The organism is Agrobacterium larrymoorei, assembly GCF_013322225.1.
In the GTDB taxonomy this organism is placed as follows: domain Bacteria; phylum Pseudomonadota; class Alphaproteobacteria; order Rhizobiales; family Rhizobiaceae; genus Agrobacterium; species Agrobacterium larrymoorei_A.
Window position 1 is genome coordinate 51,866 of record NZ_JAAMFB010000005.1, and the last position, 14,264, is coordinate 66,129.

At 55.7% G+C, this 14,264-nt stretch carries 12 protein-coding genes; 11 read left to right on the forward strand and 1 reads right to left on the reverse strand.

The features are described from left to right. The first annotated feature begins 106 nt into the window (after positions 1-106). From flgF to G6L28_RS01870, 3 genes are read left to right on the forward strand one after another with little or no spacing between them, the layout of a single operon-like run. A complete protein-coding gene (gene flgF, locus G6L28_RS01860) occupies positions 107-841 on the forward strand; it encodes a flagellar basal-body rod protein FlgF (RefSeq protein WP_174062084.1) in 735 nt (244 codons plus the stop codon). Between the two features lie 15 nt (positions 842-856). Continuing rightward, positions 857-2,248, forward strand: a complete 1,392-nt coding sequence (fliI, locus tag G6L28_RS01865; RefSeq protein ID WP_174062085.1) for a flagellar protein export ATPase FliI — start codon at positions 857-859, stop codon at positions 2,246-2,248. Between the two features lie 2 nt (positions 2,249-2,250). Continuing rightward, positions 2,251-2,805: a flagellar protein gene (locus G6L28_RS01870; protein ID WP_174062086.1), complete on the forward strand. Its 555-nt coding sequence runs from the start codon at positions 2,251-2,253 to the stop codon at positions 2,803-2,805. Between the two features lie 186 nt (positions 2,806-2,991). Here the strand turns inward: G6L28_RS01870 and G6L28_RS01875 are convergent, their stop codons facing one another. Beyond that, on the reverse strand, positions 2,992-4,914 hold the full coding sequence (locus G6L28_RS01875) for a glycosyl transferase (protein ID WP_174062087.1): 1,923 nt from the start codon (positions 4,912-4,914) through the stop codon (positions 2,992-2,994). 355 nt (positions 4,915-5,269) lie between these two features. Here G6L28_RS01875 and G6L28_RS01880 point away from each other — a divergent pair, with 355 nt between their 5' ends. From G6L28_RS01880 to G6L28_RS01915, 8 genes are all read left to right on the forward strand, one after another. Then, on the forward strand, positions 5,270-6,145 hold the full coding sequence (locus G6L28_RS01880) for a flagellin (protein ID WP_174062088.1): 876 nt from the start codon (positions 5,270-5,272) through the stop codon (positions 6,143-6,145). A 259-nt stretch (positions 6,146-6,404) separates the two neighbouring features. Then, positions 6,405-7,283 (forward strand): flagellin, encoded by an 879-nt coding sequence (locus tag G6L28_RS01885; RefSeq protein ID WP_174062089.1) that lies wholly within the window; start codon positions 6,405-6,407, stop codon positions 7,281-7,283. A 288-nt stretch (positions 7,284-7,571) separates the two neighbouring features. After that, the gene (locus G6L28_RS01890) at positions 7,572-8,450 is read left to right on the forward strand and encodes a flagellin (RefSeq protein WP_174062090.1); all 879 of its coding nucleotides are present in this window, start codon (positions 7,572-7,574) and stop codon (positions 8,448-8,450) included. A gap of 307 nt (positions 8,451-8,757) precedes the next feature. Continuing rightward, entirely contained in the window at positions 8,758-9,639 is an 882-nt protein-coding gene (locus G6L28_RS01895) for a flagellin (RefSeq protein WP_174062091.1), read from the forward strand. 262 nt (positions 9,640-9,901) lie between these two features. Beyond that, a complete protein-coding gene (locus tag G6L28_RS01900; RefSeq protein ID WP_174062092.1) occupies positions 9,902-10,849 on the forward strand; it encodes a flagellin in 948 nt (315 codons plus the stop codon). A 249-nt stretch (positions 10,850-11,098) separates the two neighbouring features. Beyond that, a complete protein-coding gene (locus G6L28_RS01905; RefSeq protein ID WP_174062093.1) occupies positions 11,099-11,746 on the forward strand; it encodes a hypothetical protein in 648 nt (215 codons plus the stop codon). Then, complete coding sequence (locus G6L28_RS01910; protein ID WP_174062094.1) at positions 11,739-13,031, forward strand: MotB family protein; 1,293 nt, start codon at positions 11,739-11,741, stop codon at positions 13,029-13,031. Before G6L28_RS01905 ends, G6L28_RS01910 begins: the two co-directional genes overlap by 8 nt. An 8-nt stretch (positions 13,032-13,039) precedes the next feature. Next, positions 13,040-14,263: a chemotaxis protein gene (locus G6L28_RS01915; RefSeq protein ID WP_174062095.1), complete on the forward strand. Its 1,224-nt coding sequence runs from the start codon at positions 13,040-13,042 to the stop codon at positions 14,261-14,263. The last annotated feature ends 1 nt before the right edge of the window (position 14,264 follow it).

Sequence of the window (14,264 nt, forward strand, 5' to 3'; positions counted from 1 at the left end):
GTAAGCGACCAAAAGTTTCGCACAAGCAAAGCCAAATAGTTTCTGTCCAAATTCGATCCTGCCGAACTGCGGCATGGAACGTCGAGACCGAGGACAGGAGAACGACATGCAATCTGGTATCTATGTAGGCATTTCCTCCCAGGTTGCGCTGGAGCGTCGTCTCACGACCATCGCAGACAACATCGCCAACATGAACACGGTTGGCTTTCGTGGCACCGAAGTGAAATTCGATGATGTGATGAGCCAGACACGAAACGATCTGCGTGCGAATATCGCCTTCGTGACACAGGGAAATGACTATCTTTCCACACGCAATGGCGAACTCATCAAGACGGGAAATACCTTCGACTTCGCGGTAAAGGGCGATGCCTGGTTCGCCATCAACACGCCTGCCGGACAGGTCATGACGCGTGATGGCCGTTTCTCCATGTCGACCACCGGCGAGCTGATTTCCACGCAGGGTTATTCGGTTCTGGACGCGGGCGGTGCGCCCATCCAGCTCGATCTCGCAGGCGGCGAGCCGACGGTTGGCGTGGACGGCCGCATCCTTCAAAACGGCAGGGTCATGGGGCAAATCGGCCTGTTTTCTGCCGATGCGACCAAGGGCTTCGTCCGATATGAAAATAGCGGCGTGATCTTCTCGGAAGCGCCGAAGCCGGTCGTAGACGACATGCATGTTGGTGTCGTCCAGGGTTACGTGGAACAATCCAACGTCAACGCGATCAGCCAGATGACGCAGCTCGTTCAGGTCAATCGCGCATTCGACGGCATTTCCTCGCTGATGAAATCCACTGAGGATTCCCTCTCGCAAGCCATTCGTACACTTGGCGGTAGCCGGTAAGGACGCCTGATTTAGATGGAAGCCCAAGCCCCTGCGATCTTTCCGAAGCTTGAAGCTCTTGCGCTGACGCTGGAAGGGCAGATTTCAACAGGTGTGCCTTTCTCCAGAGGAGGGCGCGTCAGAACCATCGCTGCCGGTCACTATACGGTCAGCGGCCTTTCCGAGCACGTCCGGCTTGGCGAGTTCGTGGTTCACAAAAGCGCCACCGGCTCCCATCTGGGGGAAGTCGTCAGGGTAGAGCCCGATCTCATTTATGTCTGCCCAATCGAGCCCGGTGAGCCCATCGGTGTGAACGATGTGGTTTTGCGTGAGGGAGAGTTCCGGGTTCAGCCCGACGATAGCTGGTGCGGGCGTACCATAAGTTCGCTATGCAAGCCGATCGACAACAAGGGGCCTTTGATCAAGGGCGCGGTCAAGCGTTCGGTTATGGCCCTTCCGCCACCCTCGATGACGCGCAGCCGCGTCGTTACCGGCTTCCGCACCGGGGTCAAGGCCATCGATATCTTCACCCCGCTTTGCCTGGGACAGCGACTTGGCGTGTTCGCCGGCTCGGGCGTCGGTAAATCGACGCTGCTTTCCATGCTGGCAAGAGCGGACGCCTTCGACAAGGTCGTCATCGCACTGGTCGGCGAACGCGGCCGTGAAGTGCGCGAATTCATCGAGGATACGCTCGGTGACAACATGAAGAAATCGATAGCCGTTGTGGCGACGAGCGATGAAAGCCCGATGCTGCGCAAGATGGCGCCGCTGGTCGCCATGACGATTGCCGAATACTTCAGGGACAAGGGCGAAAACGTCCTCTTCATCGCCGATAGCATAACGCGCTTCGCCCATGCCATCCGCGAGGTGGCGATTGCCGCGGGCGAACCGCCGATTGCACGCGGTTATCCCGCCTCGGTATTCACCGAACTTCCGAGACTACTGGAACGTGCGGGTCCGGGTGAAGAAGGTACGGGCACGGTCACCGCCATTATTTCCATCCTTGTCGATGGCGACAATCACAACGATCCGATTGCCGACTCGACGCGCGGCATTCTGGACGGTCACATCGTGCTGGACCGATCCCTTGCCGACGAGGGCAGATACCCTCCGATCAATCCGCTGGCCTCCATATCCCGCCTTTCGCACAAGGCCTGGACGCCGGATCAGCAGAAGCTCGTCTCACGCCTGAAGTCGCTCATCCACAATTTCGAGGAGACGAAGGACTTGCGGCTGATCGGCGGTTATCGCCCCGGCGTCGACCCGGAACTCGACATGGCCGTGAAGCAGGTGCCCTTCGTCTACGATGTCCTGAAACAGTCGCCCGGCGATCGCAAGGTCATCGATGCCTATGCCGAACTGGCGAATGCCCTGCGAAACGCTCCCGTAAACAACCAGCCAGCGCCCGTTCAGCGGCGAGGGGCCTGATCATGAAACTCAGAAGACAAAAACAAATTTCGCTTGAACAGGACATCAAGGAGAAAGCCGCCGTACACCGGTTCGACAGGCTTTTGACCGGCGGCCTGATGATGGTCGCAGCTGCCGCCGCAGGTCTGCCCTGGTATGTCTTTCTCAATCCCGAAAAATTCGGCATCAGCGGTTCGGGCTGGGAAGCGTTGAGAAATCTGCCGCAGCGCAATGGCGGCGGAGTAGCCGCGGTCGTGCCGCATGTGGAAGATGGTTTGACGTCCGAAGGGCGCAGCGAGCCACCCAATGCCGGGATAGACAACGTCATTACCGCCACGGTACCGACGATCGGCAAAAGCATCAATCAGGAAGAGGGTAAGTCCCAGCCATTCCCCGGTGGAACACGCTTCAAGCTGTTGCATGTCTCGAATGGCCGCGCCCTGATCGAGGACAAATCCGGCATGTTTCTCGTACAGGTCGGTTCGGTTCTTCCAGACGCCAGCCGTCTTCTCTCGCTGGTCAATGTCGAGGGAAAATGGCAGATCGTCACATCGTCTGGCGAAAGCTATTCCGAGTAACTGGCAAGGCAGTACACCCGTTCAGCGGGTTTTGCTCCAGGTCGCATGATAAAAGCCAGCCGATCTTTTCGCAAAGATCAGCTGGCTTTTTTGTTTTGGGAGAATGTTACGTCGCGCATTGGGATAGGAGTTCGACAGGACGCTTCTTTCCCGAAACAAAACGCCCTGAACGCTGCCAAAACCATATCAGCCGATTTGAAACGGTGCCGTCCGCGCGGGTAGGGCGGGAACATCGAAATGATCCGGCTCTTCGCCGTTTCTTGCCTTGGCATACATGATTTCGTAGGCGCTCTCGAGGTGCTTACAGTAGCGTTCGGCATCGAACAGGGGCATGGTAAACCTGTTGGCATCGATGCGGTCGCGGATTTCCTTCAGTCTTTCCGGGTCGTTGGCAAGCGCCAGCGCCCGTGCCACATAGTCCTCTTCGGTTTCCGCAATGAGTTCCGGAGCGCCGATTGCGTGCAGCAGGCTTTCGCTCACACGCGAGGAGAAGTTCGTACCCTTCGTGGTCAGAACGGGAAGGCCTGACCAGAGCTGTTCGGACGTCGTGGTGTGGCCGTTGACCGGGAACGTGTCAAGCCCAAGGTCTGCAGCAGGAATACGGTTGAGGTGCAGGTCGAACTCCAGCTTGCGCATGAAGATGACACGCTTTGCCGCAATGCCATGCTCCACGAACCACTTGATGAGATTTTCCTGGCTTTCCTTGCTGTTGCGAAGAAGCCAGATGACGCTATTGGGCGTCTTCTTGAGAATCTCACACCAGAGCTCCATCACGCGCGGCGTAATTTTGCGATTACCGTTGAAAGACGCATAGACGAAGGCATCTTCCGGTAGGCCGAGAGCGGAGCGTGCGGTTCGATTTGCCAGCGGACGACTTGCGGAATCGTTAGGCTGGTAGGACTCCGGCATACGGACGAATTTCTCGTAATAATGCGGCTTGGAGCTGTCCGGCAGGACATATCGGTCGCCAATGGTATAATCCAGATCGACATTCAGAACCGATCCGGGGAAGCCGATCCACGTGACCTGGAGCGGCGCTGCCCCAAGATTGAAGATCGCAGTCCGGTTGTGGGCGGTATGTCCCTTCAAATCGACGAGTATGTCGATGTTGCGCGCCCTGATCGCCTGCTGCGCTTCCTCATCCGTCATGTTTCGAATCGTGACGATATCGCCCCAAAGGCTTCTGTCCGCCAGGTTTCTTTCGAGGAGATGTTCCTGGGTATGGCAGAACAGGGTTATTTCAAATCTGTCGCGATCATGCAGCTCGAGGATGCGGCGGATCAGCTTCATGGTGGCATGCTGGTCGAAGAAATCGGAGGAAACATAACCGATCCTGATCTTCTCACCCCAGCTATGGGGCATCTGCCAGCGTCTGGCCGTCATCGCAGGCGAGAAGGCAGGGGTGCTGCTACGCGCCAGCTGGTTGATATGCTCATCGCCGGACCAGTGGATGTTGAAGAAGGGGAGGTCGAGCGAGATGAAGCCCGTGTCCCCGGCTGCAATCGCTGCATCTATGATGGGCTGGTGCTTTTCCATCATATCCAGCTTGCTGTGTTCGCGGCAAAAGGTGAGATACATGAGCCGTATCGAATTCTGCTGGGGCAGCCTGTTGAGCAGGATGCGAGCCGTCTCGATATCGCCCGGATCGAAAATGTCCCAGGTCGTGATCGCGATCTTCGCGCCGAGCTTGATATGCTCGATATTGTCGCTTTTCATCAGAATGTGCTTCAGCGTTCGTGCCGTGCGCGTATCTCCTCGCTCCAGAAGGAGCTGGCCGACGATATAGGCGATATCCGTATGTCTATGAAGCTTGTGAATAAGCTTGCTGGAAAGCGCGAGCGCTTTCTCCTTCTGCCCACATTCATAAAACAGCTTGATGCTCGATACGAGGTGGTTTTCCGCTTCCATTCCACCCTGCTGGTGGGCAAGCTCGAAGGCGGTCGCTCCCTGCTCCGGCATTCCGATCTGTACCAGCGTCTTGGCCAGCAATGCATATGTTCTGGCGTCTTTTTGCGTGTCGATCAGCCGGTTGAGCGTAACGAGCGCTTCTCCGTAGCTCTTGGCCTTGAACTGTTTGGAGGCTACCGAATAGCTTACTTCGTTTAGCATGGGCGCTGTCGTGTCCTGTTGAGGCTGGCGATCGCGTATGCACACGCGAGAAAGCTGGTCCTGAAGATATTTCGGCCAGAATAGAGCCCCAACCTTGCTTGAAACAGTTCAGACCGGCACAACGTGGTTAACGTCAAAACGAAACGTTTGCAGCCTATTAACCAACAAATTCAAGAGGCTGCGCCCAGACCCCGAAATTAAGAAGTTGGAAATGCTTGGGGACCATTCTCATCCTCACGTGACGGGTTTGGTGTCCTGAAGAAAAAATGGAACCGAGTGGCATGATGCCGAACCGTTCGCGCCGGTAAACAACCCGGCATGTCCCTCTCATGTATTGCGTTTTAAGGGGCAAATTATGTCTAGCATCAACTTCAATTCTTCCGCCACAACAGCTCTCCAGACGCTGCGCGAAATCAACAAGGACCTCAACGGCACGCAGAACCGCGTTTCCACAGGCCTCAAGGTTGGTTCCGCTGGTGACAACGCTGCTTACTGGTCCATCGCCACGACGATGAAGTCCGACAACAAGGCGCTCGGCGCAGCCTCCGACTCGCTTGGCGTTGGCGCGGCAAAGGTCGATACGGCCTATGCAGCCATGGAAAGTGCGATCGACGTCGTCAACGAAATCAAGGCGAAGCTGACGACTGCCAGCGAATCCTCGGTCAACAAGGACCAGGTCAACCTCGAAATCGGCAAGCTTCAGGAACAGCTGTCGGCAATCGCCCAGGCATCATCCTTCAACGGTGAAAACTGGACGGTTCAGTCCACCGGTTCCACCACGACTGTTGTCGACGGCTTCATCCGCAACACGGACGGCACTGTCGAAGTAACGACCGCTGAGTTCGACTCCGGAACCTATGCGCTGTTCTCTTCGATGACCAACGGCACCGGCGACGGCGGCATCCTCGACGACGTCATGGACATCTCCATCAGCTCCGCGTCCACCCAGACGAACGTCGACAGCTTCCTTGACGACGTACAGACCGCTCTCGATAACCTGACCGACGGTGCTTCGGCTCTGGGCGCATTGTCCAAGCGCATCGACTTGCAGGAAAGCTTCGCAGGCAAGATTTCTGACGCTATCGAAAAGGGCGTTAGCCGCCTGGTCGACGCGGACATGGAAGAGGAATCGGCTCGACTATCTGCTCTGCAGACGCAGCAACAGTTGGCGATCCAGTCTCTGTCGATTGCGAATTCCAGCTCGCAGAACATCATGTCGCTGTTCCGTTAATTCGGTTTCAGAAGCTAAAAGGAGCCGGGTCGAAAGACCCGGCTTTTTTATTAATATAGTATTAATATCTTTTTTCTGAAATTAATTATTTATTTACTAAATATTTCAGCATCATTAACCTTAATGATGTTAGCTAAAATCATCGAAACGGCGGGCTGAAGATTTTTAACAAGCTCGGTAGGCATGAAGCTGACCGTCGTTTCCCCGGTACGTCCGGAATGTCCCTTCATTTATACTTGCCAAAGGGGCAATTAATACTATGACCAGCATTTTGACCAACACCTCTGCTATGTCCGCACTCCAGACGCTGCGGAACATCAACTCCAACCTTTCCCAGACGCAGGACCGCGTTTCTTCCGGTGAAAAGGTTGGTCAGGCTTCTGACAACGTTGCCTACTGGTCTATTTCCACGACGATGAACTCCGACAACAAGGCTCTGAACGCAGCTTCCGACGCTCTCGGCGTTGGCGCGGCAAAGGTCGATACGGCCTATGCAGCCATGGAAAGCGCGATCGACGTCGTCAACGAAATCAAGGCAAAGCTGACGACTGCCAGCGAAACCTCGGTCAACAAGGACCAGGTCAACCTCGAAATCGAAAAGCTTCAGCAGCAGCTGTCGGCAATCGGTAACGCGGCTTCCTTCTCCGGTGAAAACTGGACGGTTCAGTCCACCGGTTCCACCACGACTGTCGTTGACGGCTTCATCCGCAACAGCGACGGAACGGTTGAAATCACCACTGCCGAATTCGACTCCGGAACCTATGCGCTGTTCTCTTCGATGACCAACGGCACCGGCGACGGCGGCATCCTCGACGAAGTCATGGACATCTCCATCAGCTCCACATCCACCCAGACGAACGTCGACGGCTTCCTTGATCAGGTTCAGACTGCTCTCGATGAACTCACAGACGGCGCTGCTGCTCTGGGCGCTTTGAAGACTCGTATCGACCTTCAGGACACCTACTCCAGCAAGCTTTCCGACGCGATCACCTCCGGCGTTAGCCGCCTGGTCGACGCGGACATGGAAGAGGAATCGGCTCGACTGTCCGCACTGCAGACGCAGCAGCAGCTGGCGATCCAGTCTCTCTCCATTGCGAACTCCAGCTCGCAGAACCTGATGACCCTCTTCAGAGGCTAACAGGCACCAAGCATAGTTCCGCTGATGTGATATCACGGATACCGCAGGAAGCCGGGTCGCAAGACCCGGCTTTTCTGTTAACGGAGTATTAATATCTTTTTTCTGAAATTAATTGTTTTTTTACTAAATATTTCACTCTTGTTAACTATAATAATATTAAATGAAAAACATCGAAACGACGGACTGAGGGTTTCCAAAGAAGCTCGGTAGGCATGAAGCTGACTGTCGTTTTCCCGGTACGTCCGGAATGTCCCTTCATTTATACTTGCCAAAGGGGCAATTAATACTATGACCAGCATTTTGACAAACACCTCTGCTATGTCCGCACTCCAGACGCTGCGGAACGTCAACGCTAACCTTTCTCAGACGCAGGACCGCGTTTCTTCCGGTGAACGGGTTGGCCAGGCTTCTGACAACGTTGCCTACTGGTCTATTTCCACGACGATGAACTCCGACAACAAGGCTCTGAACGCAGCTTCCGACGCTCTCGGCGTTGGCGCGGCAAAGGTCGATACGGCCTATGCAGCCATGGAAAGCGCGATCGACGTCGTCAACGAAATCAAGGCGAAGCTGACGACTGCCAGCGAAACCTCGGTCAACAAGGACCAGGTCAACCTCGAAATCGAAAAGCTTCAGCAGCAGCTGTCGGCAATCGGTAACGCGGCTTCCTTCTCCGGTGAAAACTGGACGGTTCAGTCCACCGGTTCCACCACGACTGTCGTTGACGGCTTCATCCGCAACAGCGACGGAACGGTTGAAATCACCACTGCCGAATTCGACTCCGGAACCTATGCGCTGTTCTCTTCGATGACCAATGGCACCGGCGACGGCGGCATCCTCGACGAAGTCATGGACATTTCCATCAGCTCCGCATCCACCCAGACGAACGTCGATGATTTCCTCAATGACGTACAGTCCGCTCTCGATGAACTCACAGACGGCGCTGCTGCTCTGGGCGCTTTGAAGATCCGTATCGACCTTCAGGACACCTACTCCAGCAAGCTTTCCGACGCGATTACCTCGGGCGTTAGCCGCCTGGTCGACGCGGACATGGAAGAGGAATCGGCTCGACTTTCCGCGCTGCAGACGCAGCAGCAGCTGGCGATCCAGTCTCTCTCGATTGCGAACTCCAGCTCGCAGAACCTGATGACCCTCTTCAGAGGCTAATCGCTGCTCAAAAAGCATTAAGAAAGCCGCGTTTTTACGCGGCTTTTTTTATTTTCTGATTTTACAAATTTATCTATTATTAACAATAGTTTAGATGGTGTTAACAGCGCTTGTCGGCGTTAACCGGAACTTCATTTTAATGAAAATTTCCTTACCTTTAAAGTTTTGTTAACCATAAAGCTGTTTTCTGTGGTCATCGAAACAGCGCACCGAACGAGAAGATCGGTAAGCATGAAGCTGCCTGCCGCGTTTCCCGGCCTTAACCGGAATGTCCCTGCTTTAAGAATTGCCGAAGGGGCGAATTACGATGACGAGTATTTTGACGAACACCTCCGCGATGTCCGCCCTCCAGACGTTGCGCTCCATCAACGCCGATTTGTCCAATACGCAGGACCGCGTCTCCTCCGGTCAAAGGGTTTCGCAGGCCCGCGACAACGTTGCCTACTGGTCCATCTCCACCACGATGAACTCCGACAACAAGGCGTTGAACGCTGCTTCGGACGCTCTCGGTGTTGGCGCGGCAAAGGTCGATACGGCCTATGCGGCCATGGAAAGCGCGATCAGCGCCGTTAACGAAATCAAGGCAAAGCTGGTAACCGCCAGCGAAGAATCCACCGACAAATCGCAGATTCAGCTGGAAATCGGCAAGCTTCAGGAACAGCTTTCTGCGATTGCGCAGGGCGCCTCGTTCTCCGGTGAAAACTGGATGGTCCAGTCGGTAGGCTCTACGACCAACGTCGTCGATGGCTTCATTCGCGACAGCGACGGTAACGTCAAGGTCACGACCGCCGTATTCGATGCAGGCACCTATGCCATGTTCTCCTCCATGTCGGCGGATGGTGAAGGTCAGGGCGGCATTCTCGGCGATCTGATGGATATCGAACTGTCCAGCACTTCGGTTCAGGGCGATATCGATGGCTTTATGACGACTGTTGAAGGTGCGCTCAGTAACCTGACGAATTCCGCAGCGGCTATCGGTGCGCTCCAGACCCGTATCGACCTTCAGGACACCTACTCTGCCAAGCTTTCCGACGCCATCGAATCCGGCGTCAGCCGTCTGGTAGACGCGGATATGGAAGAGGAATCAGCCAAGCTCTCGGCAATTCAGACCCAGCAGCAGCTTGCGATCCAGTCGCTCTCGATCGCCAACTCCAGCGCGCAGAACATTCTCTCGCTCTTCCAGCAGTAAGCTTCGCTTTGAAGCGCCAGATAATCGCCGCGCCTTAACCGGGCGCGGCATTTCTATTTGAACGAGAATTTCGCGCGTTTTGCGCTGCCCAATCCAAGTTTACGCAAGCTTCGCCATAGGTTGAATGCGTAGGTTACAATCCGATGAGGTTCTTGCCGCGACCAGCGCGCATCCTGCCTCGATAGCACGACCTCTTCATGATGACAGAGGGTCTCGCCAGAACGTCTGGCATGCTTGTTTTCCCTGTGTAGATATCGGTGCCATGACAAAAATCATTTCCTCCGGCAGCATTCAAAGCGCGCTTCAGACCCTTCTTTTCACGGATGAAACCTTGAAGAAGACGCAGGAGAGGGTCACGACGGGAATGAAGGTCGGGGAGGCGGCTGACAATGCCGGTTACTGGTCGACAGCCAGCAATCTCCGCTCGGATGGTGTCGTGTTCAGCAATGTGGGAGATGCCTTGAACCTCGGTGCGTCCAAGGTGGACACTGCCTATGAAGCGGTAACATCGATGGTCGATATCGTTGACCAGATCATGGGGCAGCTGACCACCGCGCATGAGACCGGTACGGACAGAAATACCATAAATCAGGCGATATCCGGCCTGAGAAGCAACCTCTTTTCCGTTGCGCAGGCTGCCAGCTTTTCGGGAGACAACTGGCTTTTCAACTCCGCAGCGCAGGTCGCGGACACGAAATCCATTCCATATTTCTTCGAAAAGAGTTCAACCGGCGCCGTGTCGCTCAAGCATCTGAGCATCAACACTTCCGATCTGACGATGGTCGATACCAGCGATCCCGAGCGTGGTCTGCTGACCAAAGGTCTGGATGCCGGTGCTCTGAAGGGCGAGGCATCTGACCCATCGCGCATTTACAGCCTGATCGGAAACTCCGGAACGCCGATATCCGTCTCCGACTCTACGACACCTGATGAACTGGACGACATGGTTACGGTTGTTGGCGAAGTCGCCAAGCAGCTCAACCAGTTGGCCAGCTCTCTCGGCACGATGTCCGGCCGCATCGAGCAGCAGTCGACATTCGTCAGTGCATTGGGCGATTCCCTCGACAAGAGCGTCAGCCGTCTTGTCGATGCGAACATGGAAGAGGAATCCGTGAAGCTCGCAGCCTTCAAAACGGAACGGGATCTCGCGGTGCAGGTGGTGTCGATGGCGAATGATCATCGCAGAAGCCTGGCGCGTCTGTTTGGCTGATCCATCGCTGGAGCGCTCACCCGTTTCTGGAAGCGCTCCAAGGTTCATCCTCGCACAAGTTTGGCGCTCTAGTCTGATTTCCAAAGTGCTATCGTTGTTTCCTGTTTCGCCTTGCGGAGCGAAACGCGAAGCGTGCCATTTGCCTCGCGGGACATTCATGACGTTCTTGGATTTTAGAAAACAGTGGCTGTTGCCCAATGCCGTGTCCTTTGTCGGGCCCAATGGCGGCCCCCATGCAGGGATATGCTCATGAGCCAACCTTTAGCGAGATATCTCAAGGACTTCAGCCAGTTCATCCCGCCGGAAGAACCAGGCGCATCAACATCTGCGGATTTTCCATCGGCCGATTTCGATAGCGACTGGTTGTCTGAGCCGGAAGAAGCAGTCGATTTGGAGGAAGAGAAGCGAAAAGCCTTTTCCGAAGGCGAAGAGGCTGGCAGACAGGCCGCGGGCAACATGCATGCGGAAGAACTCGAGAGATTGCGGGTTCTTCACGCAGATGAGCTGAGCCGGATGAAGGCCCGGTACGAGGAAGAAATCGCGGGCCACCTCGCGACCTCCGTTATTTCCATGAAGCAGATGATATCGCAGCAGGTCGATACCGTTTGCGTGCGCCTTTTCGTTTCGATCACGGAAGAACAACTTGCTCGCAAGGCAGCGGCCGATCTTGCCGCCCAGATCATCCGTGAAATTGAAGGCGGCTTCGCGGGCATCATCAAGGTTCAGGGTCCCGAAACTCTGATTTCCACCATGCGGATGAAGCTTGAGGGCGTCGAAAACCCGATCGACTACGATGTAACCAACGATATCGATATCCAGGTGCAGTTGGATAATTCCGTCATGATGACGAGGCTGTCCGAGTTTTTCCAGAGTATAAGAGGGCTGGCAGATGAGTGAAAACGAAAATCACCATCACGGCAAAAACGAGATCATTATCGTCAAGCGGCACAAGGGCGACCACGATGGCGCACATGGTGGCGCGTGGAAGATCGCCTATGCCGACTTCATGACCGCAATGATGGCCTTCTTCCTCGTCATGTGGCTGGTAAATGCCGCCAACGAGGAAACGAAGGCATCCGTCGCCAGCTTCTTTAATCCCATCAAGCTCACGGATGAAAAGCCGGCCGATCGAGGGCTGAAGCAGCCAGCGAAAAAAGCGCAAGGGGAGCAAACCCAGCAGGAATCCGACAGCAAGCAGGACAAGCCGACGGAAGGGGCCGCTGCTGCAAGTGGCGATGACCAGACGTCTTCTGCCGGAGATCAGACCGCCTATTCGGAAGCGAACTTCTTCGAGAACCCCTATGCGGTGCTTGCGGAAATTGCCCAGGAAGTGGGCCAGCAGGCCAATGTCAGCGTCAAGGGTGAGGGCGGTGCAAGCGAATCCGGCCCATCGACCGGTGCGTCCGGCGGTGAAGCCTACCGTGACCCGTTCGATCCCGACTTCTGGAGCAAGCAGGTCGACGTACCGGAACAGACCGGTCGCGTCGCTGTGCAGGATACCTCGCTGCCCGAGAAAGAACAAAAACCGCAGGATGCCCAGACAGCCAGCGCCTCGCAGCAGGATATCGCAAGTGTCATCAGCGATGCCGAGCCAGCGGTCATTGAGAATGCGCAGAAGGCGAAGCCTTCGGAAAGCTCCGCTTCCGCGGATGGTTCAAGCAAGGAACTTGCCTCGAAAGAAAATTCTGCAAAACAGGCACCTGCGGACACTGCTGCAAAAGAAGACAGCACGACCGAGGAATTGCGCGACGAAATCGCCAAGCAGGTCTCGGGCGTTGCCGGAAAACTGGCTGAGGGGATCGTCGTGACACCCGCCGAAGGCGGAACTCTGATCACGATTTCCGAAAAGGCCAATACCGCTATGTTCAACATCGGCTCCGCCGTTCCCGAGCGGGAACTGGTGCTGGCCATGGCCAAAATCGGTGAGGTTCTCGGCAAGCAGCAGGGTGCGGTGATTATCAGGGGCCACACGGACGGACGCGCATATAGCAGCGGCGGGAAGGATAACTGGACTCTATCCATGGATCGTGCGCACGCCGCTTATTACATGCTCGTCCGGGGTGGTCTCGATGAAGGACGGATAAAGCAATTGTCCGGCTTTGCCGACCGCCGCCTCCAGACTGCGGACGATCCTCTGGCAGGCTCGAACCGACGCATCGAAATCCTTCTCGAGGATAGCTGAGGCACGGTATGATGAGAAAGACCGGCATCGCCGCCCTATGTTTTGGCTTTTCATGGATGGTGCTCCCTGATCTGGGGCGCGCGCAAAGCGATTTGCCGCCGGCAAAGATCGTGCGGTCCTTGCAGTTCGTTCAGGACTCCGTCGTGCGGGGTGACCATGCGGCGCGTGAGATGCAGAAATACCTGCTGGAAACGATCGACACATCTCTCAGAACTGCGGACACCTCCATTTTCTCCGACTCGAAGAATGCGGATGCGGCGCTGACCTACATCATGAGTGGCGGCAATCCGGCCACGCTCGATTATCTGCTTGCACGCGATGTTCAGGGTCACTTCGATTCGCGCATCACCAACGTGCTGCAAAAATATTTCAACGGGCGCGGGGCTCAGATCGAAAAGATCGTGGCGGACCTCATTCCCGAATACAGAAACGGCGTCCTTGGACCCTATCTCATGCTGATCGCTGGCAACATTGCCATCAATCGCGATCCCGCGCCATCATTGACGTTCTTCGACGATGCACGATTGTCGGCACCCGGCACCATCATTGAAGAGGCGGCGCTACGCCGGTCCATCGTTGCCACGATGCAGGCCAAGCAGCCTGAGAAGGCACTGATCTATCTGCGGAAATACGCGGTCAGGTTCATCCATTCTCCTTACGCCTCCCAATTCGCCGATCTCTTCGTAAGCTTTGCCGTCGACAATTACGGGGTGGCTTCAAACGACCACATTGCGGAAATCACCGCGCTGATGGACGACGAGCGGGCAGAGGAAATCTATCTCAGGATCGCACGACAGGCATCCTTGCGCGGACAGACCGAGCTTGCGCGTTTTGCGACGGAAGAGGCCCAAGCACTTTTGCCGCAAACAGGTGACGTTGCGCGCGCCTCTTTGTCCAAGCTCTATTCCGGCCTCGCTACGGTTTCGAGCGACGCCGTTTCGAGTGCGAGGGAATCCCTGGCGAACATCCCCAACGAAGAATTGTCGCCAAGGGATCTGGCGTTAAGGGATGCCGCCAAATCGATTGCGGACCAAATCATGCGTGAGCCGGTGGCGGGAGCCGCGGCCCCCGCAGATCCGGAAAGCCCTTCTGCCGATAGCGCCGCCGAGGCACCGATAGCCACCGCCGTTGCGCAAACCGGATCATCTGCGGATGCGCCGATGGTAGATTTTTTTGACAAAAGCCGAGCCCGTCTGAATGAAATCGACACTCTGCTGAAAAAGGAGGAGTAGT

Coding starts and splice junctions, on each gene's coding strand:
- flgF (WP_174062084.1), top strand. CDS start 107: ATGCAATCTGGTATCTATGTAGGCATTTCCTCCCAGGTTGCGCTGGAG.
- fliI (WP_174062085.1), top strand. CDS start 857: ATGGAAGCCCAAGCCCCTGCGATCTTTCCGAAGCTTGAAGCTCTTGCG.
- G6L28_RS01870 (WP_174062086.1), top strand. CDS start 2,251: ATGAAACTCAGAAGACAAAAACAAATTTCGCTTGAACAGGACATCAAG.
- G6L28_RS01875 (WP_174062087.1), bottom strand. CDS start 4,914: ATGCTAAACGAAGTAAGCTATTCGGTAGCCTCCAAACAGTTCAAGGCC.
- G6L28_RS01880 (WP_174062088.1), top strand. CDS start 5,270: ATGTCTAGCATCAACTTCAATTCTTCCGCCACAACAGCTCTCCAGACG.
- G6L28_RS01885 (WP_174062089.1), top strand. CDS start 6,405: ATGACCAGCATTTTGACCAACACCTCTGCTATGTCCGCACTCCAGACG.
- G6L28_RS01890 (WP_174062090.1), top strand. CDS start 7,572: ATGACCAGCATTTTGACAAACACCTCTGCTATGTCCGCACTCCAGACG.
- G6L28_RS01895 (WP_174062091.1), top strand. CDS start 8,758: ATGACGAGTATTTTGACGAACACCTCCGCGATGTCCGCCCTCCAGACG.
- G6L28_RS01900 (WP_174062092.1), top strand. CDS start 9,902: ATGACAAAAATCATTTCCTCCGGCAGCATTCAAAGCGCGCTTCAGACC.
- G6L28_RS01905 (WP_174062093.1), top strand. CDS start 11,099: ATGAGCCAACCTTTAGCGAGATATCTCAAGGACTTCAGCCAGTTCATC.
- G6L28_RS01910 (WP_174062094.1), top strand. CDS start 11,739: ATGAGTGAAAACGAAAATCACCATCACGGCAAAAACGAGATCATTATC.
- G6L28_RS01915 (WP_174062095.1), top strand. CDS start 13,040: ATGATGAGAAAGACCGGCATCGCCGCCCTATGTTTTGGCTTTTCATGG.